Origin of the sequence: Janthinobacterium sp. GMG2 (assembly GCF_033949445.1) — a bacterium.
In the GTDB taxonomy this organism is placed as follows: Bacteria; Pseudomonadota; Gammaproteobacteria; order Burkholderiales; family Burkholderiaceae_D; genus Janthinobacterium; species Janthinobacterium aestuarii.
Map to the genome: position 1 here is coordinate 269,409 of NZ_JAXAWA010000003.1, position 18,863 is coordinate 288,271.

An 18,863-nucleotide genomic window follows, 5' to 3' on the forward strand; every position below is an offset into this window, starting at 1 on the left:
TCACTTCGCCCCAAAAATGCGCTGGAGTAATCCAGGCTTTTCATAGTTGGTAAAGCGCAACTCGACTTCTTCGCCGAGGAAACGCGAGACCACGTCTTCATAGGCTTGCGCCACGTCCGTGCCCGTGAAATGGATGGCCGGGTTGCCCTGGTTCGAGGCGGCCAGCACTTGCTCCGACTCCGGAATGATGCCCACCAGCGGGATGCGCAGGATTTCCTGCACGTCCTGGTAGGACAGCATTTCATCCGATTCCACGCGTTTCGGCGAGTAGCGGGTGATCAGCAAATGTTCCTTGACCGGCTCGCCGCCCGTCTGCGCGCGGCGCGACTTGGCTTGCAGGATGCCGAGGATGCGGTCCGAATCGCGCACAGACGACACTTCCGGATTGGTGACGATGATGGCTTCGTCGGCGAACGTCAGCGCCATCAGCGCGCCATGCTCGATACCGGCCGGCGAATCGCAGATGATGAACTCGAAACCCATGTTGATCAGGTCGTTCAACACGCGTTCCACGCCTTCTTCCGACAAGGCATCCTTGTCGCGCGTTTGCGACGCGGGCAGGATGAACAGGTTGTCGCAGTGCTTGTCCTTGATCAGGGCCTGGTTCAGCGTGGCCTCTTTATTGATCACATTGATCAGGTCGTAGACGACACGGCGCTCGCAACCCATGATCAGGTCGAGGTTACGCAGGCCTACGTCGAAGTCGAGCACGGCTGTCTTGTGGCCGCGCATGGCCAGGCCAGTGGAAAAACTGGCGCTAGAGGTCGTCTTGCCGACACCGCCCTTGCCGGACGTCACAACAATAATTCTTGCCACAAATAATCCTTTTCAGATATCTCTTGAATTGTGCAGCTTAAGAGCGGTTCACGGGAGTGACCGGATTGACAGAGTGTATATCGATTCTGTCTCCAGCCAAACGAATTTGCGCGGGTCCGCGCGCCATTTCCGCAGGGAAACCATCCTCGAACGTGCGGTACACGCCGGCGATCGAGACCAGTTCCGGTTCCATGGCCAGCGCGAAGATGCGCGCCTGGGCATTGCCCGAGGCGCCGGCCAGCGCGCGGCCGTACAGCGAGGAGTACACGTGGATGCTGCCGTCGGCGATGATTTCGGCGCCATTGTTGACGACAGCAGTGATGATCAGGTCGCAGCCGCGCGCATAAATGCGCTGGCCGGCCCGCACGGGCGTGTCGATCACCATCACCTGGGCGTCGGCGCCCGACTGGGCCGCCGCCGTGGGCGTATCCTTGGGGCCATCCTTGGGCGGCGCATCGTCGCGCGTCTTGCCGCTGTCGAGGCTCAAGCCTTGCGCGAGGATGGCGTCATGCATGTCGGCCGGCGCATTGCGCACGGCCACGGCATTCAAACGGTATTTCTTCAGCAGGGCCACGAGGGCGGCCCAGTCGATGGGCACGCTGCCGGGCGGCAAGGCGGCCACGTCCAGCACGGCCAGGTCGTCCTCGAAAAAGTCGGCCACGCCTCCCGTCATGTCGCGCAAGGCGGCATCGAGTGCCTGTGTATCGGCGCTATGCATGATGGCGGAGACAGCAACGACGGTGGAAATCTTGATTTCGATAGGCTTCTGCGACGGGCTTTTGGACATAAACATTTATCAAAGTGAAACTGCGGCAGGCCAGATGTTCCGTACGGCAACAATGGGAGCAGTAAATTTCTTGCATTCTACTGCAAAAAAATCGGCGTCAGGGGCCTGGCGCGTGCTATTCCGCAGGGCAACACCTACTTCATGTCAAAAAAAACGGGCGGCGCCCCGGAAAACCGGTGCGCCGCCCTGAAAGCAGCCCTGCATGCGGCCTGGGTCGGCTTATGTCATGCCGCCGCGCGCATCTGCCGCGCCGCCGCGACCATATTCTTTAAAGCCGCTTCCGTTTCCACCCAGCCCCGCGTTTTGAGGCCGCAGTCCGGGTTGACCCATAAATGGGCCGCTGGAATCACGGCGCTGGCTTTTTGCAGCAATGCCACCATGTCGGGTGTCGAGGGGATGCGCGGCGAGTGGATGTCATACACACCGGGGCCGATTTCGTTCGGATACTGGAACTGGCCAAAGCCCGTCAGCAACTCCATGTCCGAGCGGCTTGTCTCGATCGTGATCACGTCGGCATCCATGGCGGCGATCTGCGGCAGGATGTCGTTGAACTCGGCATAGCACATGTGGGTGTGGATCTGCGTCGCGTCGCTGACGACGGACGCGGCGATGCGGAAGGCGCGTGTGGCCCAGGCCAGGTAAGTATCCCACTGGCCGCGGCGCAGCGGCAAGCCTTCGCGGATGGCCGGCTCGTCGATCTGGATGATGCCGATGCCGGCCGTTTCCAGGTCGGCCACCTCGTCGCGGATGGCCAGGGCGATCTGCAGCGCCGTGGTGGCGCGCGGCTGGTCGTCGCGCACGAACGACCATTGCAAGATTGTCACCGGCCCCGTCAGCATGCCCTTCACCGGTTTATGCGTCAGGCTTTGCGCGTGCACCGTCCAGGCCACCGTCATGGCGGCCGGGCGCTGCACGTCGCCATAGATGACGGGCGGCTTGACGCAGCGCGAGCCGTACGATTGCACCCAGCCGTGACGCGTGAAGATAAAACCGTCCAGCTGCTCGCCGAAGTATTCGACCATGTCGTTGCGTTCCGCTTCGCCATGCACGAGCACGTCCAGGCCCAGCGCTTCCTGGCGGCCCACGGCGTGGGCGATTTCGGCGCGCATCTGCTGTTCGTAATCGGCGATGGCCAGTTCGCCCCGTTTATAGCTGGCGCGGGCGGCGCGGATGGCTGTCGTCTGCGGGAAGGAACCGATGGTTGTCGTCGGGAAGTCGGGCAGCTGGAAACGCGCGCGCTGCACGGCCTGGCGCAGCGGGAAGCTGGAATCGCGGCGGTCCACGGTGGGTGTGAGCGCTTGCAGGCGCTGCGCCACTTGCGGACGATGCACGCGGGCGCTGGCACGGCGGCCGGCAATGGCCAGGCGAGACACAGCCAGTGCGGCCTCATCGGGATGGCCCGTCAGCGCGTCCTTCAGCAGCGCAATTTCCGCCAGTTTTTCCGTGGCGAACGCCAGCCAGGTCCGGATTTCACCGTCGAGCTCTGTTTCCGCTTCCAGACTGAACGGCACGTGCAGCAAGGAGCACGACGGCGCCAGCCACAGCTGGCCGTTGCGCTTGGCCGCCAGCGGCTGCAGCACGGCCAGGGCCGCGTCAAGGTCGGTGCGCCAGATGTTGCGCCCGTCGACTATGCCGATCGACAAGACTTTATGCGCGGGCAGCCAGTCCGTCACGCTGACCAGTTCATGCGGCGCGCGGATGCCGTCCACATGCAGGCCGGCCACGGGCAGGCGGCAGGCGAGGCTGAGGTTTTCTTCCAGCGGCGAGAAATACGTGGCCAGCAAGATATTCACGCCTACCTGGTTCAGTTGCCAGTAGGCGCTCTCGAAGGCGCTGCGCCACGCGGTGGGCAAGTCCAGGCCCAGGATCGGTTCGTCGACCTGCACCCACGCCACGCCTTGCTGTTTCAGGCGGTCGAGCAGGGCGCCGTAGACGGGCAGCAATTGTTCCAGCAGGGACAGGCGGTCGAAGCCGTGTGTCTTTTCCTTGCCCAGCCAGAGGAAGGTGAGGGGGCCGATCAGGGCCGCCTTGACCTGGTGGCCCAGCGCCTGCGCCTCGGCCACTTCCGCCAGCAAGCGCTCGCAAGCGAGAGAAAACCGGGTCTGCGGCGACAATTCGGGCACCAGATAATGGTAATTGGTGTCAAACCACTTGGTCATTTCCAGCGCGGCAGTGCCTGCGGCGTGTGCAGGGGGCGCGTGGCCGCAGTCCGCGTGCTCCGCATGCGTGCCGGTCTCTGCACCGCGCGCCATCGTGAAATAGCGCGACAACGGCGACTGCTCTGGGGCGAAGCTGAAACGGGGCGGTTCGCAGCCCAGCAGCTGGATATGGCTGGCCACCTGGTCGTAAAAGGCGAAGTCGCCCACGGTAACGTAGTCGAGACCGGCGTCGCGCTGCAGCGCCCAGTGGCGCGCGCGCAATTGCTGGCCCGTCGCTTCCAGCGCCGCCTCGGTCAGCTCGCCGCGCCAGTGGCTTTCCAGTGCCAGTTTCAGTTCGCGCGCGGCGCCGATACGGGGAAAGCCAAGAATGTGGGTACGAATGGTCATGATGTCATCGAGATTTAATGTGAATGCGCTAGAGTGTGCGGCAACTTGGTCTATAATCAAAACGAAACATTTTGACGAATAACATGAAAATAATTCACGTACAGCCCCCAATTTCCCGATGCTAGAAATCCGCCACCTGCGCACCCTGAGTGCCCTGCGTTCGTCCGGCAGCCTGGTGCGCGCCGCGCAGCTGCTCAACCTGACCCAGTCGGCCCTGTCGCACCAGATCCGTTTGCTCGAAGAGCGCTACAAGGCGCCCCTGTTCGAGCGCAAGTCGATGCCGATCGCCTTTACGGCCACGGGCAGCCGGCTGCTGGAGCTGGCCGACAAGCTGCTGCCCGAGATCGAACTGGCCGAGCGCGACGTGGCGCGCCTGTCGCAGGGCGACCAGGGACAGCTGCGCGTGGCGCTCGAATGCCATACCTGCTTCGACTGGCTGATGCCCGTGATGGATGCGTTCCGCCAGCGCTGGCCGGAAGTGGAAATCGATCTTGTTTCCGGCTTTCACAGCGAACCGGCCGACTTGCTGCGCTCGGGCGAGGCGGACCTGGTCATCGGCTCGCCGTATGGCCCCGATTTCACTGTGTTTCCCCTGTTCCGCTTTGAAATGCTGGTGGTGATGGCGCAGAAGCACCGGCTGCAGGCGCAGCGCCGGCTGGCGGCGGCCGACTTTACGGGCGAGACCTTGATTACCTATCCCGTACCGGAAGAGCGCATCGACCTGATCCGCGAAGTGCTGCGGCCGGCCGGCATCCAGTTCGAGCGCCGCACGGCCGAATTGACGGTCGCCGTGCTGCAACTGGTGGCGAGCCGGCGCGGCATCGCCGCCTTGCCGAACTGGGCCATCAAGAATTACGTCGATTACGATTATGTGGTGGCGCGCCCGGTGGGCGAGCATGGCCTGTGGAGCGACCTGTATGTCTCCGTGCCCGACCATCTGCAGGACAAGGCGTACGTGCGCGATTTCGTCAGCGTGATACGCGAGCAGTGCGCGGCCTCGCTCGATGGTATCAAGTTGTTGTCTTGATCAACGTTGAGTTGGAAACAAACCAACAGCAAAGCTTGATAAATATCAAGGTTCAGCAATGAACCACCGCTTACAGTTGAGCACTGTGCGGCGCAACATGGCGCTGCCTACTCTTTGGGGAGGAACGACATGTTTTCATTTTCCGAACAATGGGCACTGGCTGGCAAGGCCGTGGTGGAAGCGCAGTTGATCAGCGCGCAAGCGTATGCCCAGGCCGCCGTCGACAGCGGCGCCAGCGTGCTGGACTTGCAGCTCGATGCGGCCCGCGCAGCGCTGGCCGCCGCTACGGTGGCGGGCAATCAGCTGCTGTCCGTGAAGGACCCGCAAGCGCTGCTGCAACTGTCGCGCACGCAGTCGCAACTGGCCATCGAGCGCATCGGTGCATATGGCCGCCAGGCAAAGGATGTTGCCCAAGAAACCCAGGAGAAATTCGAGACTGTGACAAAGGGTGAGTTTGCTGCATCGCGTCAAAAATTTGGCGAGCTGTTGCAGGTGGTAAAGCAAACCCCCGTACCCCTGATTATTCCCTTCAATAATTTTCTAAAAACCACTTTCGGCAGCGCAGATGAAGGGTATGATAAAAATAAAAACACGCGTCCTGCGCGCCAGGCGTAAGCGTTTTGCGGCCCGGCAGCGGCTATCCGCCGCGCCTGGCCGCCCGCCGCCACCGCAAGCAGGCTGTCATCGCCGCCGCCTGCGGTGCGGCGCTGGAACTGCGGCGCATGCCGCGCTAGAATGAAACGCAGCTTGCTGTGTCTTCCCGGATTCTCATTGGATTCTATTAACACCTTGACCTTGGCCCTCGTGGCCTGCATATCGGAGAAATAAATGGATGATGTCGTAATCGTGGCCGCTGGCCGTACCGCAGTCGGCAAATTCGGTGGCAGCCTGGCCAAGATTCCTGCGTCCGAACTGGGCGCGCATGTAATCAAGGGCTTGATGGCTCAAACCGGCATCGACCCGAACCTGATCGGCGAAGCGATCCTGGGCCAGGTGCTGACGGCCGCCGTCGGCCAGAACGCCGCGCGCCAGGCCGTCATCAAGGCTGGCCTGCCCAGCGCCATCCCGGCATTTACCATCAACAAGGTTTGCGGCAGCGGTCTGAAGGCCACGCACCTGGCGGCGCAAGCGATCAAGTGCGGCGACGCCAACATCATCATCGCCGGCGGCCAGGAAAACATGAGCGCGTCGCCGCACGCGATGAACGGCTCGCGCGACGGTTTCCGCATGGGCGACTTCAAGATGATCGACACCATGATCGTCGACGGCCTGTGGGACGTGTACAACCAGTACCACATGGGCATCACGGCGGAAAACGTCGCCAAGAAATACGAAGTGACGCGCGCCGAGCAGGATGAATTCGCGCTGCAGTCGCAACTGAAGGCTGAAGCGGCGCAAAAAGCGGGCAAGTTCAAGGATGAAATCCTGCCGCTGGAAATCGCCAACAAAAAAGGCACCGTGGTCTTCGACAGCGATGAATACATCAAGCCGGGCTCGACCCTGGAGTCGCTGTCCGGCCTGCGCCCCGCGTTCGCCAAGGACGGCACTGTCACGGCTGGCAATGCCTCGGGCCTGAATGACGGCGCCGCCGCCGTCATCATGATGTCGGCTTCGCAAGCGAAAGAACTGGGCTTGAAGCCGCTGGCGCGCATCAAGGCTTATGCATCGTCGGGCCTGGACCCTGCCGTCATGGGCATGGGCCCCGTCTCCGCATCGCGTCTGTGCCTGAAAAAAGCCGGCTGGACGCATGAAGAGCTGGACCTGATGGAAATCAACGAAGCGTTTGCCGCGCAAGCGATTGCCGTCAACAAGGAAATGGGCTGGGATACCAGCAAGATCAACGTGAACGGCGGCGCGATCGCCATCGGCCACCCGATCGGCGCGTCCGGCGCGCGCATCCTGGTCACCTTGATCCACGAAATGATACGCCGCGACGCCAAGAAAGGCCTGGCAGCCCTGTGCATCGGCGGCGGCATGGGAGTCGCTTTAGCGATCGAGCGGGATTAAGTAGCTGGCACCGCACCCAAGCTACTGCGCGGCGCGCTTTGCGGCCTGCGATGCTCACCGTGCTAGAGCACGGTTGCGCTTCTTAGCCACAAATCATCGCCGCTCGCTACGCTTGGATACGGTGCGGTACGGCGCTGTGGTTCAACGGTTGTGGACTAATTTCACTAAATAATTAACTTTTTAGCAATAGAACGACACTGAGGGGATGAAAATGGCAAGAGTTGCATTGGTAACTGGTGGCATGGGCGGTCTGGGCGAAGCGGTGTGTTTCAAGCTGGCGGCCCTCGGCTATCGCGTGGTGACCACATATTCCCCAGGCAATCCGAAGGTCGCGGAATGGCTGGCGACGACGAAGGACATGGGCTATGACTTCAAGGCGTATCCGTGCGACGTGGCCGACTACGATTCGGCGGCTGCCTGCGTGGCGGCCGTGGAAGCGGAAATCGGTCCTGTCGACGTGCTGGTGAATAACGCCGGCATCACGCGCGACATGACGTTCAAGAAGATGGACAAGCCGAACTGGGATGCCGTGATGAGCACCAACCTCGATTCCGTCTTCAACATGACCAAGCCTGTCTGCGACGGCATGGTGGAACGCGGCTGGGGCCGTATCATCAATATTTCGTCCGTCAACGGCCAGAAGGGCGCCTTCGGCCAGACCAACTATTCGGCCGCGAAAGCCGGCATGCATGGTTTCACCAAGTCGCTGGCGCTGGAAGTGGCGCGCAAGAACGTCACCGTCAACACCATTTCGCCAGGCTACATCGGCACCAAGATGGTCATGGCGATTCCACAGGAAGTGCTCGACAGCAAAATCATCCCGCAAATTCCGATGGCGCGCCTGGGCAAGCCGGAAGAAGTGGCCGGCCTGGTCGCTTACCTGGCCTCCGATGAAGCCGCGTTCGTCACGGGCGCCAACATCTCGATCAACGGCGGCCAGCACATGTCGTAATCGTTGTTGAGGTAAAACAGAAAGACAGCTTCGGCTGTCTTTTTTTATGCTTGCCAGCAAAACAAGGGGATGGCCGGATTTGCCTTAGAATCAGCATTTCTCCACTGCATCATTTCCATGACCCTTGTTTCCGCCTTGCGCCGCGCCAGCGTGGCCGCCATCCTTTTCCTGGGCGCCAGCGCGGCCCAGGCCAGCGTCGCGTTCCACGTCACGGTGACCACCGAGCGCGTCAACAAGCCCGGCGTGAAAACCAGCCTGCCCGCGCGCACTACGCAGGAAAGCGATGTCGTGCTGGGCGAACAGTACCTGAGCGTGCGCGATGGCAAGGCCTTGTCCGTGTTGGACTTTGCCACGCGCCGGCGCCACGTCATCGATATGGCGGCGTCCACCTACGACACGTATTCGCTGTTCGACGTGGCGGGTTTTCGCGTCTTCGAGCTGCGCCACCGGCAGGGGATCGCCGGCATGTTGAAGGCGGGCGGCCTTGAGCAGCACGCAACGCTGCCCGTGTATGAGGAGCAAGCTTTGTCGGTGCTGGACAACAAGCGGCGCGGCGCGCTGCAGCCCCAGCTGCTCGACGGCGCCGTGCTGTGGTCGCTTGACGAACAGCCCCTGCTGCGCCTGGGCATTGCCGGCAGCCCTGTCAGCGGCGACGACGCGACGGCGTTTGCCCAGTACTTGCGCTACAGCTGGGGCGGCCATCCGCTGGTACTGAAGCTGCTGGCCGACGGCAAGCGTATTCCCGCCGACTTCACCTTGCACTATGAGGAAGTGGGCGGCAAGGTCGCGCGCCATTTCCGCGTCAGCGCCTTGACGGCGGGGGCGCCCGCCACGTATTCGCTGGCCGCCTACCGGCCCCGTCCGCTGGCGGCCGACGCGCCGCCGCTCGAAAGAGTGCTGGCGCAGGCGGCGCTGTTGCCGCCGTTGAGCCCCCAGGCGCATCCCGCGCTGCGCGCCGAAGCGGAAAAGCTCTTTGCCGCGGAAAAGCCCTTCGAAGCTTTCTTGACCATGCTGGAAGACCATTTTTCCACGGGCGCGCTGGTCGAAAAACTGTCGCTTCAGCAACAACGGGCCATGCAGGAGTGCCAGCCCATCCACGATTTGACGCGGGGATTGCAGGCCAAGGACAAGGAGGGCATCGCGGACGCGCTGGCCACCGTGCAGGAATTGAGGAAGCAAACGGGGCTGGAGCAACCCGTGCTGGCCTTGTTCGAGGGGAATTTGCGCGCCAAGCTGGGGCAATGGTCGGAAGCGACGGCCTTGTATCTGCAAGTGCTGCAGGCAAAGCCGCAGATGGCGGCCGTGTATCAGGATCTGGGCGACGCCCTGCTGGCGCAGTTCGATGCGCCGAATGCCTGGCGCAGCTGGAATGCGGGCCGGGCCATGGCGCCGTCGCTACGGCAATTTCGCAAGGTCAACGACCTTGAGCGCAGCCTGCTGAACGATTATCCTGCCTTCTTTGCCGACGCTAAAGCAGTTCAGCCCAGCACCAGCCGTCCGGCCAGCAGCACGAAGACGGAGGGCAGCACGAACTTGCCGTAAGGCGAAGGCTTGCCGCGCAGGCGGCGCGCCAGGCGTGCGGCCAGCACGGCGTAGATGGCGTCGAACAGCAAGCCCATCAGCACCAGGACGGCGCCCAGGCGCAGGTATTGCATGCCGACCTGTTCGCTGCCGGCGACGAATTGTGGCAGGAACATGCTGCAAAACAGCAGTGCCTTCGGATTGAGCAGATTCGTCAGGAAGCCGCGCACCAGGCTGGCACGGGCGCTGTGCGCCGTGGCGGGTGCCGCTTCTTCCTGCGCCGTTTTGCTCGACAGGGCCGACTGCAGCAAGCGCAGCGCCAGATACAGCAGGTAGGCGGCGCCCGCCCATTTGACCCACTGCAGCGCTTGCGGATGCGTCACCATCAGCGCCGCCAGGCCCGCGCCCGACAGCGCCACGTGGACGGCGCGCGCGCCGGCGATGCCCAGCGCCGTCACCAGCGCCGTGGCCACGCCGCGCGCGGCGCCCGTGGCCAGCACCAGCGCCATGTCGGGACCCGGTAATAAAAAGGCGCCGGCCAGTGCCAGCAGGTACATCAGGAAGGTAGAATCGGACATGGGCCAGTCGAAAAGAAAAGCGGGAGCATGCGCACGGTGCAGCCTGCTCGCCGGCCCCCATTATGTTCTTGCGGCGATGAAATGTGCTTGCTTTTCCTGCCTTGCATGCCCTAGTATTCGGGTAGATTCCACTCGTATAAAAACAAAAATTAGATGAAAATTTCAGAAGTTAGTCTCGACGCCACCGATTTGCAGATACTCAGGCTGTTGCAGGATGAAGGAAGGCTGTCGAATGCGCGCCTGGCCGAGCGCTTGAAACTGAGCGAAACCCCCGTCTGGCGCCGCTTGCGCCGTCTGGAAGAGGAAGGTTTTATTACCGGCTACCAGGCTTTGCTCAACCGCAAGAAGCTGGGCATCGGCCTGGTCGCGTTTGTCCGGGTCGTGTTTGCCAACCATGGCGGCGAGCAGCCATCGCAGTTCGAACAAGCGATCGCGACGATTCCCGAAATTCTGTCGTGCCACAACGTGGCGGGCGAAGCCGATTATTTCCTGCAAGTGGTGGCGCGCGACCTGGAAGCGTATGGCGAATTCGTCTCGACCGTGCTGCGCCGCCTGCCTGGCGTGGCGGAAATCCAGTCCAGCCTGTCGATGCGCGAAATCAAGTCGTCGAACCGCCTGCCTTTGCTGCTGGCCTGAGGCGCCGGGCGCGCACTATAATTGGAACAGTTGCCAGGACTCGTGCCTGGCGCCCTGACCGCCACTCCAAGGACCGCCATGCCCGATTCCCTGTCTCCTTTGTTTCCCGCCCTGTCGCCGAACCGGCACGGCATGCTGGCGGTCGATGACATCCACACCATTTATTGGGAAGAGTGCGGCAATCCCGACGGCATTCCCGTGCTGTTCCTGCATGGCGGCCCCGGCGCGGGCCTGTCGCCGCAGCACCGCCGCTTCTTCGATCCGCAGCGCTACCGCGTGATCCTGTTCGACCAGCGCGGCGCCGGCAAGTCCACGCCGCTGGGCGAATGGCGCAACAACACGACGCAGTTGCTGATCGAGGACATCGAACGCCTGCGCACCCAGTTCGGCATCGCCCAATGGCTGGTGTTTGGCGGCTCGTGGGGCTCGACCCTGGCGCTGGCGTATGGCCAGGCGCATCCCGCAGCCTGCCTCGGTTTCGTGCTGCGTGGCATTTTCCTGTGCACGCAGGCGGAAATCGACTGGTTCATCGAGGGCGTGCGCTGGTTCTATCCGGAACTGTACGCGGAATTCGCCGCGCCGATACCGCCGGAAGAGCGGGGCGACCTGCTGGCGGCCTATGTGCAACGCATCCTCAGCAGCGACCCTGCCGTGTATTGGCCGGCCGCGCGCGCCTGGAGCCGCTTCGAAGGGCGCCGCGTCTATCTGATGCCGCAGCCGGAAGATGCGCCGAACGATGCGCTCGACCTGGGCGTGGGCCGGCTCGAATCGCATTACATGGCCAATCTCGGTTTCTTCGAGGAAGACCAGCTGATCCGCAACATGGGGCGCATCGCGCATTTGCCGGCCGTTATCGTGCAAGGACGCTACGACGCCATCTGTCCGCCGCTGTCGGCCTACCGCCTGCAGCAGGCATGGCCAGGTGCGCAGCTGGAAATGATCCCGGACGCGGGCCATGGCGCGCTCGAGCACGGCATCGCTTCGGCGCTGGTACGCGCCACCGAGCGCTTCGTACCGGGACGCGGCTTCGCATGATCTTGCAACATGCCGGTTGGCAAAGCGGCCAGCCGGCGTGCGCCACCTGCTACACTATGGCCTGTGCTGGCGCCACGGTCGGGCGCCGGTGTGAACCCACGACTTTTTATCCATGAACATACAGATCGGCGACATCGGCCATATCATCCAGCTGGCGATTGCGCCGGTTTTCCTGTTGACCGGTATCGGCACCATGCTGGTGGTGCTGACCAATCGCCTGGGCCGCATCATCGACCGCACGCGCGTGCTGGAAGACCGGCTCGACATCGGCTACAACGATTTCTATATGGATGAGCTAGATACCCTGTATCGGCGTACTCATCTGATCAATTACTCGATTTCGCTGAGCACGGCGTGCGGTTTCTTCGTCTGCGTCATCATCGCCATGCTGTTTTTGGGCGATATTCTGAACCTGACCCTGGACAGATACATCGCGGCCTTCTTTGTGCTGGCCGTGATTTGCCTGATCGGCTGTTTTATTTATTTACTGCGCGAAATTTATCTGGCCGCGACGGCCCAGCGCATCCGGCGCCATATCCGCCCGCCACGTTAAGCGGCGCGCCGGTTTTACCCTACTATTGAAGAACGAGTCCAGCATGCACGATTACAAACGTCCCCCCACCCTGCACCGCTACGGCCAGCGCAGCGAACTCGAGCTGGCGCTGAGCCTGGGCCAGTTCCGCCTGGCGCCTGCGGGCAATTGTTTGACCCTGAGCTTTTCGCAAGTGTGGGACAAGCAACTGTTCGACCTGTTCGCTCCGGCCGACGCTTGTTTGATCATCCACAATACGGAAGAATTCGGCGAACGCCTGCACCGCGCCGTGCAGCGCACCTTGCCCAGCTGGGCAGGCATCGATGGCCTGGTCGAATACGGCCAGCGCGCCGCCCTGGGCGCCGCCTTTACCAAGACGCGCGCCGAAGCGCCCGAGCAGGAATGGCTGTTCGCCTGGCGCTCGATGCAGCCGCAGGCGAGCCTGAATCCCGTCACGGTGAAGCTGGGCAGCCTGGAAAATTTCGCGGAAATCCGCGACCGCGATACCTACTTGGCGTAATTCAGCTGGATTTGTCAGCGTACTGGCTGTCGATGCGGGCCAGCACGGCGGCCATCATGCGCTCGATATCGCCGCGTATCATGGTCGTGCCCAGCATGCCGGGCACATAGAAGCCCGGCATCAGCCGGCTGGAAAAGACGATGCGCGTGCCGCCCGTCTCGGGCACGGGATACAAATTCCAGCGCGATTCGTAGTGCCGCATGTCGCCGGAGATCAGGGCGATGTCGATGGACGTCAACGGCGTTTCCGTGGCCCGCACCACCAGGTGGATGGGGTGGTTCATGAACAGGAAGCGCGCCATGCCCTGCTGCTCGATGATGACTTCATTGCCGTTGCGCGACAGCACGCGGCAGGAGCTGAGGTCGGGCACGAATTCACTCATGCGCTCGTAGGTGGTCAGGGTCTTCCACACGGACGCCGGCGGCGCCTGCACGCTGGCGCTGGCATCGACTTCATACATGCGCTGCCCGTCGACCTCGATGCGCTTGACCTCGACCTTGAGCTTGTCCAGGCGTATCGCCTGTGCCAGCGCGGTAGCGGGGACGGCGCACAGCATCAGCAGGCAGAGGAAGAGTCGCTTCATGCCAGCTAGCCTACGGGAAAGTACCGCCAGGCACAAGCTGTACCCGTCGCCGGCCCGCGCGCCGGGCGATTTAGAACTCCCGGTCTAGAGAAAGTCGCTGCGGCGATCGGCAATGCTTGCTACCGTACGGCCTGCAACCACTTCTACCGGACCGATCACCATGACTGCCTATCCCCATCTGCTGGCCCCGCTCGACCTGGGTTTTACCACCTTGCGCAACCGAGTCATCATGGGGTCCATGCACACGGGCCTGGAAGACCGCTTTTATCATTATGGCAAGCTGGCCGCCTTTTACCGCGAACGGGCGCGCGGCGGCGTGGGGCTGATCGTCACGGGCGGCATCTCGCCGAACCGTCAGGGCTGGCTGCTGCCGTTTGGCGGAACCTTGAATTTCCTCGGCGACGTGCCCAACCACCGCAAGGTGACGCGCGCCGTGCACGAGGAGGGCGGCAAGATCGTCATGCAGATCCTGCATGCGGGCCGCTATGGCTATCAGCCGTTCGTCGTCTCGGCGTCGGCCAAGAAATCGCCGATCTCGCCATTCCGTCCCCGGCCCCTGAGCGAGCGCGGCATCGAACGCACCATCTGCGATTACGTCCGCTGCGCGCGCCTGGCGCAAAAGGCGGGCTACGACGGCATCGAAGTGATGGGCAGCGAAGGATATTTATTGAACCAGTTCCTGTGTGCGCGCACGAATCTGCGCCAGGACCGCTGGGGCGGCAGCATCGAGAACCGCATGCGCCTGCCCGTCGAGATCGTGCGCCGCATCCGCGCCGCCGTCGGCCCCAGCTTCATCATCATGTACCGCCACTCGCTGCTCGACCTGGTCGAGGGCGGCAATACCTGGGAGGACGTGGTGGCGGTGGCCAAGGCGCTGGAGCACGCGGGCGTGACGATTTTGAATACCGGCTTCGGCTGGCATGAGGCGAGGGTGCCCACCATCGTCACCTCGGTGCCGCGCGCCGCGTTTGCTTCCGTGGCGGGCCGGCTGCGCCGCGAAGTGACGATTCCCGTGGTGGCCTCGAACCGCATCAACATGCCGCACGAAGCCAACGCCATCCTCGAGCGGGGCGACTGCGACCTCGTGTCGATGGCGCGCCCCTTCCTGGCCGACCCCTTCTTTGTCGCCAAGGCCGCGTCGGGACGCGCCGACGAAATCAATACCTGCATCGGCTGCAACCAGGCATGCCTCGACCACACGTTCGCCAACAAGCGCGCCAGCTGCCTCGTCAACCCGCGCGCCTGCCATGAAACGGAACTCGTGTACGCGAAAAAGGCCGTGCCGCGCAAGGTGGCCGTCGTCGGCGCGGGCCCGGCCGGCTTGTCCGCCGCCTGCGTGGCGGCCGAATGCGGGCACGCGGTGACCCTGTTCGACAGCAGCGATAGCGTGGGCGGCCAGTTCAAGGTGGCCATGCAGATTCCCGGCAAGGAAGAATTCACGGAAACCATCCGCTATTTTGCGCGCCGTCTGGCGCTGCTGGACGTCAAGCTGCGCCTGGGCCAGCGCGTGACGCGCGAGCAATTGCTGGCCGGCGGCTACGACGACGTCATCGTCGCCACGGGCATCAAGGTGCGCCTGCCGGCCATTCCCGGCATCGACCATCCGAAGGTGCTGTCGTACCTGGACGTGCTGCAAGCCAAGAAACCGGTAGGCGCGCGCGTGGCCATCATCGGCGCGGGCGGCATCGGTTTCGACGTGGGAGAGTATCTGCTGCACGACCCGGCGCATCCATTGCCGCAAGCCGTGGCGACGTGGGCGGGCGAGTGGGGCGTGGACTTGAACGCGGCGACCGGTGGCGGCCTGGTGCCGCCCGCAGCCCCCCATCCCGTACGGCAAATCTTCCTGTTGCAACGCAAGACGTCGAAAGTGGGTGCCGGATTGGGCAAGACGTCGGGCTGGGTGCACCGCGCGGCGCTGGCGAGAAACGGCGTGGCCATGCTGGCTGGCGTAAGCTACGACAAGATCGACGAGCAGGGTTTGCACATCACCGTGGGCGGCGAGCAGCGCCTGCTGGCGGTGGACAACGTGGTCATCTGCGCGGGGCAGGATAGTCTCACGGAACTCATGCCGCCAACCGACAAGGATGGCAAACCGCTGGCGTCGGGAGGTCCGCGCTTCCATAAAATCGGCGGCGCCGCGCTGGCGGCGGAACTCGATGCCAAGCGGGCGATACGGGAAGGGGCGGAGCTGGCCGCCAGCCTGTAAAAAGAAAGCCTGCCGGCTGGGTAGCGGGCAGGCTTGCTGGACGGAAAGGGCGCTTGCTTAATGCCCGCCATGCCCCTTCTTCGCCGTCTCAAAACTTTGCAGCACGTGCTCGGCCATGCCATTGGCCAGCTCGTGCTCGCCAATGAAGACTTTGCCCGCGTTTTCCGCGCGCAGCAATTCCGCCTCTTCCTCGCTATGCGTGCGCACCACCGTCAGGATGGCGGGGTTCAGCGCGCGCGCCGTCTCGATCATGGCGCGCACGTGGAAGGTGTCGGGCGTGGCGATGACGAGCATGGTGGCGTGCGTGATGTGCGCCTGGATCAGCACGGCCGGTTCGCCCGCATTGCCGGCCACGGCCGGAATGCCCTGCTTGCGCAGCTGGTCGACGATTTCGCGGTTTTCCTCGGCCACGACAAAGTGGATGCCCCGCTCCATCAGGGCGGCGGCGATGCGCCGGCCCACGCGGCCATAGCCGACGAGCACGATCTGGCCCGACAGTTTTTCCTGCGGCACCGTCATCGGCAGCTCGGCCAGCGGGTCTGTCGTGCGTTCGAACTTGCGGGCGAAATCGCTGTTGTTCATCACGCGCAGCAGCGGCTTGGCCATGCTGAAGACGAGCGGGTTGAGGGCGATCGACAGGATGGCGCCGGCCAGGATCAGGCTTTGGCCTTCCTGCGGCATCAGGCCCAGGGACAGGCCCAGCGCGGCCAGGATGAACGAGAACTCGCCGATCTGCGCCAGGCTGGCCGAGACGATGATGGCCGTCTTCGGCGGATAGCGTAGCGCCATCACGAGCAAAAAGGCGGCGATTGATTTGCCGAAGATAATGATGGCGCACACGGCCAGCACTTGCAGGGGCTTGTCGATGAGGATGTTCGGCTCGAACAGCATGCCGACGGAAACGAAGAACAGCACGGCGAACGCGTCGCGCAGGGGCAAGGATTCTTCCGCGGCGCGGTGACTGAGTTCGGACTCGCGCAGCACCATGCCGGCGAAGAAGGCGCCCAGCGCGAACGACACGCCGAACAGCTTGGTGGAAGCATAGGCGATGCCGACGGCGGCCGCGATCACGCACAGGGTAAACAGTTCACGCGAGCCGGTGCGCGCCACTTGCCACAGTATCCACGGGAACAGCTTGCGGCCGACGACCAGCATGAAGATGATGAAACCGGCCACTTGGCCCAGGGTCACGGCCAGGGTCTGCCACAGGCTGACGGATTCGGCGCCAGGGGCGACCTTGCCGCCCAGCGCGCCGGCAAACGCCGGCAGCAGCACGAGCACGAGCACAGTGACGAGGTCTTCTACCACCAGCCAGCCGACGGCGATGCGGCCATTGAGCGAGTCGAGGATGCCCCGCTCTTCCAGCGCGCGCAGCAGCACCACGGTACTGGCCACGGACAGGGCCAGGCCGAAGATCAGCCCGCCACCGAGGGTCCAGCCCCACCAGTGGGCCAGGCCCATGCCCATCGCCGTGGCGACGCCGATCTGCAGGATGGCGCCGGGTAGCGCGATCTTGCGCACGTCCCATAAATCTTCGATGGAAAAGTGCAGGCCGACACCGAACATCATCAGCATCACCCCGATTTCCGCCAATTGTCCCGCTATTTCCGCATCCGCCACAAAACCGGGCGTGGCCGGTCCGATGATGATGCCGGCGGCCAGATAGCCGACCAGTGCCGGCAGTTTCAGGCGCGCGGCGATGAAGCCGAAGATGAGGCCAAACCCGAGGGCGGCGGCGATGGTGGTGATCAGGCTGATGTCATGGGGCATGCGTGTGGGGTTCCTTATGGGGACGTGCGGGTAGAAAAAGATGTTGCTCAGCGACCAAGTATAAACGCATCAAAGCCCCTGCCGGAAAATTTCCTGCGGCTTTATTGCAAAAAACCTGTGCTATATCTTCGTCCAGGTGGCCACGAACGCATGCCTATCCACCTTGAACATCGCCTAATTCAGGAGTCAGGCGATGTTACACCCATGCGCTCAGAGCTTGCGCACGACCACGCAGCCGATGGAATAGCCGGCGCCGAACGAGCAGATGACGCCGGTGCTGCCTGCCGCCATGTCATCCTGATATTTATGGAAGGCGATGATGGAACCGGCCGACGAGGTGTTGGCGTAGGTGTCGAGGATCACGGGCGCCTCATTGGCTTGCGCGTCGCGGCCCAGGATCAGGCGCGCGATCAGCAAGTTCATGTTCAGGTTGGCCTGGTGCAGCCAGTAGCGGGAGACTTGCGCCACTTCCACGCCGGCCTTGGCCAGGGTCGCCTTGATCATCTCGGCGGCCATCGGGCACACTTCCTTGAAAACCTTGCGGCCTTGCTGGCGGAACAATTTATCGGCCTGGCCCACGCCGGACTCGTCAAAACGGTTGAGGAAGCCAAAATTGTTGCGGATGGCGTTCGAGAAACGCGTTTTGAGTTCCGTGCCGATGATCTCGAACTGGTGCTGGGACACGGCCGTGTCTTTCGCTTCGACGATGATGGCGGTGCAGGCGTCGCCGAAAATGAAATGACTGTCGCGGTCGCGCCAGTTCAGGTGGCCGCTGGTGATTTCGGGATTCAGGACCAGCACGGCGCGCGCCTGGCCGCTTTGCACGGCGGCCACGGCTTGCTGGATGCCGAAGGTGGCCGACGAGCACGCCACGTTCATGTCAAAACCATAACCATCGATGCCCAGCGCATCCTGCACTTCCACGGCCATGGCCGGGTAGGCGCGCTGCATGTTGCTGCAAGCGACCAGCACCATGTCGATATCGGCTGGCGTGCGGCCGGCGCGCGCCAGCGCGTCGCGCGCGGCGGCGACCGCCATTTCCGCCTGCAGGGACAGTTCGTCATCGCCCCGTTCCGGGATGCGCGAGACCATGCGCGCCGGATCGAGGATGCCTTTCTTTTCCATCACGAAGCGCGACTTGATGCCGGACGCCTTTTCGATGAAGGCCACGCTCGACAGGTCCAGCGCCGTCACCGTGCCCGCGGTGATCGCGTCGGCGTTGTCGGCATTGAACTTTTCCGCGTAGGCATTGAAGCAGGTGACCAGCTCTTCGTTGGAGATCGAAAATGGCGGCGTGTACAGTCCGGTACCGCTGATGACGACTTGTTTCATGGTTAAACTTTCAAA

Annotated in this window: 17 protein-coding genes; 10 read left to right on the forward strand and 7 right to left on the reverse strand. The window is 63.1% G+C overall.

The features are described 5' to 3' along the window. From minD to metE, 3 genes are all read right to left on the reverse strand, one after another. Complete coding sequence (minD, locus tag SKZ59_RS13290; RefSeq protein ID WP_034752889.1) at positions 1-816, reverse strand: septum site-determining protein MinD; 816 nt, start codon at positions 814-816, stop codon at positions 1-3. A 37-nt stretch (positions 817-853) separates the two neighbouring features. After that, the gene (gene minC, locus SKZ59_RS13295) at positions 854-1,603 is read right to left on the reverse strand and encodes a septum site-determining protein MinC (RefSeq protein ID WP_034752890.1); all 750 of its coding nucleotides are present in this window, start codon (positions 1,601-1,603) and stop codon (positions 854-856) included. 224 nt (positions 1,604-1,827) lie between these two features. Beyond that, on the reverse strand, positions 1,828-4,149 hold the full coding sequence (gene metE, locus SKZ59_RS13300) for a 5-methyltetrahydropteroyltriglutamate--homocysteine S-methyltransferase (protein WP_319992042.1): 2,322 nt from the start codon (positions 4,147-4,149) through the stop codon (positions 1,828-1,830). A gap of 118 nt (positions 4,150-4,267) precedes the next feature. Between metE and SKZ59_RS13305 the strand changes: the two genes are divergently transcribed. The 5 genes from SKZ59_RS13305 to SKZ59_RS13325 all read left to right on the forward strand — a co-directional run bounded on the left by SKZ59_RS13305 (position 4,268) and on the right by SKZ59_RS13325 (position 9,677). Next, on the forward strand, positions 4,268-5,176 hold the full coding sequence (locus tag SKZ59_RS13305) for a LysR family transcriptional regulator (protein ID WP_219328547.1): 909 nt from the start codon (positions 4,268-4,270) through the stop codon (positions 5,174-5,176). A 129-nt stretch (positions 5,177-5,305) separates the two neighbouring features. Then, complete coding sequence (phaP, locus tag SKZ59_RS13310; protein WP_051991330.1) at positions 5,306-5,791, forward strand: TIGR01841 family phasin; 486 nt, start codon at positions 5,306-5,308, stop codon at positions 5,789-5,791. A 213-nt stretch (positions 5,792-6,004) separates the two neighbouring features. Then, positions 6,005-7,183 carry an acetyl-CoA C-acetyltransferase gene (locus tag SKZ59_RS13315; protein ID WP_034752893.1) on the forward strand — a complete coding sequence of 393 codons (1,179 nt, stop codon included), beginning with the start codon at positions 6,005-6,007 and terminating at the stop codon, positions 7,181-7,183. Positions 7,184-7,394: 211 nt separating this feature from the next. Beyond that, the gene (gene phbB, locus SKZ59_RS13320) at positions 7,395-8,135 is read left to right on the forward strand and encodes an acetoacetyl-CoA reductase (RefSeq protein WP_034752894.1); all 741 of its coding nucleotides are present in this window, start codon (positions 7,395-7,397) and stop codon (positions 8,133-8,135) included. 117 nt (positions 8,136-8,252) lie between these two features. Beyond that, positions 8,253-9,677, forward strand: a complete 1,425-nt coding sequence (locus SKZ59_RS13325) for a hypothetical protein (RefSeq protein ID WP_319992043.1) — start codon at positions 8,253-8,255, stop codon at positions 9,675-9,677. Here the strand turns inward: SKZ59_RS13325 and SKZ59_RS13330 are convergent. Next, positions 9,614-10,234, reverse strand: a complete 621-nt coding sequence (locus SKZ59_RS13330) for a LysE family translocator (protein WP_034753583.1) — start codon at positions 10,232-10,234, stop codon at positions 9,614-9,616. The two genes, SKZ59_RS13325 and SKZ59_RS13330, sit on opposite strands and share 64 nt — an antisense overlap. 153 nt (positions 10,235-10,387) lie before the next feature. Between SKZ59_RS13330 and SKZ59_RS13335 the strand changes: the two genes are divergently transcribed. The 4 genes from SKZ59_RS13335 (at position 10,388) to SKZ59_RS13350 (ending at position 12,957) form a co-directional block, all read left to right on the forward strand. Then, positions 10,388-10,870 (forward strand): Lrp/AsnC family transcriptional regulator, encoded by a 483-nt coding sequence (locus SKZ59_RS13335; RefSeq protein WP_034752896.1) that lies wholly within the window; start codon positions 10,388-10,390, stop codon positions 10,868-10,870. Between the two features lie 78 nt (positions 10,871-10,948). After that, on the forward strand, positions 10,949-11,905 hold the full coding sequence (pip, locus tag SKZ59_RS13340) for a prolyl aminopeptidase (protein ID WP_072455924.1): 957 nt from the start codon (positions 10,949-10,951) through the stop codon (positions 11,903-11,905). Between the two features lie 112 nt (positions 11,906-12,017). Continuing rightward, positions 12,018-12,458, forward strand: coding sequence for a DUF2721 domain-containing protein (locus tag SKZ59_RS13345; protein ID WP_034752898.1), 441 nt, complete (start codon positions 12,018-12,020; stop codon positions 12,456-12,458). A 43-nt stretch (positions 12,459-12,501) separates the two neighbouring features. Further along, positions 12,502-12,957: a hypothetical protein gene (locus SKZ59_RS13350; RefSeq protein WP_034752899.1), complete on the forward strand. Its 456-nt coding sequence runs from the start codon at positions 12,502-12,504 to the stop codon at positions 12,955-12,957. Between the two features lies 1 nt (position 12,958). On the opposite strand, the gene SKZ59_RS13355 is transcribed toward SKZ59_RS13350, so the two are convergent. After that, positions 12,959-13,540, reverse strand: coding sequence for an SRPBCC family protein (locus SKZ59_RS13355; RefSeq protein WP_254671738.1), 582 nt, complete (start codon positions 13,538-13,540; stop codon positions 12,959-12,961). Between the two features lie 160 nt (positions 13,541-13,700). Between SKZ59_RS13355 and SKZ59_RS13360 the strand changes: the two genes are divergently transcribed. Beyond that, positions 13,701-15,746 carry an NADPH-dependent 2,4-dienoyl-CoA reductase gene (locus SKZ59_RS13360; protein WP_070304458.1) on the forward strand — a complete coding sequence of 682 codons (2,046 nt, stop codon included), beginning with the start codon at positions 13,701-13,703 and terminating at the stop codon, positions 15,744-15,746. 57 nt (positions 15,747-15,803) lie between these two features. On the opposite strand, the gene ybaL is transcribed toward SKZ59_RS13360, so the two are convergent. Both ybaL and SKZ59_RS13370 read right to left on the reverse strand, forming a co-directional pair. Next, positions 15,804-17,516: a YbaL family putative K(+) efflux transporter gene (ybaL, locus tag SKZ59_RS13365; protein ID WP_034752902.1), complete on the reverse strand. Its 1,713-nt coding sequence runs from the start codon at positions 17,514-17,516 to the stop codon at positions 15,804-15,806. Between the two features lie 210 nt (positions 17,517-17,726). After that, positions 17,727-18,848: a beta-ketoacyl-ACP synthase III gene (locus SKZ59_RS13370; RefSeq protein WP_319992044.1), complete on the reverse strand. Its 1,122-nt coding sequence runs from the start codon at positions 18,846-18,848 to the stop codon at positions 17,727-17,729. Positions 18,849-18,863: the final 15 nt, after the last annotated feature.

Excerpts from the sequence above, each read along its gene's own strand:
- SKZ59_RS13355 (WP_254671738.1), bottom strand. The coding sequence starts at position 13,540 with ATGAAGCGACTCTTCCTCTGCCTGCTGATGCTGTGCGCCGTCCCCGCT.
- metE (WP_319992042.1), bottom strand. The coding sequence starts at position 4,149 with ATGACCATTCGTACCCACATTCTTGGCTTTCCCCGTATCGGCGCCGCG.
- SKZ59_RS13315 (WP_034752893.1), top strand. The coding sequence starts at position 6,005 with ATGGATGATGTCGTAATCGTGGCCGCTGGCCGTACCGCAGTCGGCAAA.
- SKZ59_RS13345 (WP_034752898.1), top strand. The coding sequence starts at position 12,018 with ATGAACATACAGATCGGCGACATCGGCCATATCATCCAGCTGGCGATT.
- SKZ59_RS13325 (WP_319992043.1), top strand. The coding sequence starts at position 8,253 with ATGACCCTTGTTTCCGCCTTGCGCCGCGCCAGCGTGGCCGCCATCCTT.
- SKZ59_RS13330 (WP_034753583.1), bottom strand. The coding sequence starts at position 10,234 with ATGTCCGATTCTACCTTCCTGATGTACCTGCTGGCACTGGCCGGCGCC.
- minC (WP_034752890.1), bottom strand. The coding sequence starts at position 1,603 with ATGTCCAAAAGCCCGTCGCAGAAGCCTATCGAAATCAAGATTTCCACC.
- phbB (WP_034752894.1), top strand. The coding sequence starts at position 7,395 with ATGGCAAGAGTTGCATTGGTAACTGGTGGCATGGGCGGTCTGGGCGAA.
- SKZ59_RS13360 (WP_070304458.1), top strand. The coding sequence starts at position 13,701 with ATGACTGCCTATCCCCATCTGCTGGCCCCGCTCGACCTGGGTTTTACC.
- SKZ59_RS13305 (WP_219328547.1), top strand. The coding sequence starts at position 4,268 with ATGCTAGAAATCCGCCACCTGCGCACCCTGAGTGCCCTGCGTTCGTCC.
- SKZ59_RS13335 (WP_034752896.1), top strand. The coding sequence starts at position 10,388 with ATGAAAATTTCAGAAGTTAGTCTCGACGCCACCGATTTGCAGATACTC.
- phaP (WP_051991330.1), top strand. The coding sequence starts at position 5,306 with ATGTTTTCATTTTCCGAACAATGGGCACTGGCTGGCAAGGCCGTGGTG.
- SKZ59_RS13370 (WP_319992044.1), bottom strand. The coding sequence starts at position 18,848 with ATGAAACAAGTCGTCATCAGCGGTACCGGACTGTACACGCCGCCATTT.
- pip (WP_072455924.1), top strand. The coding sequence starts at position 10,949 with ATGCCCGATTCCCTGTCTCCTTTGTTTCCCGCCCTGTCGCCGAACCGG.
- ybaL (WP_034752902.1), bottom strand. The coding sequence starts at position 17,516 with ATGCCCCATGACATCAGCCTGATCACCACCATCGCCGCCGCCCTCGGG.
- SKZ59_RS13350 (WP_034752899.1), top strand. The coding sequence starts at position 12,502 with ATGCACGATTACAAACGTCCCCCCACCCTGCACCGCTACGGCCAGCGC.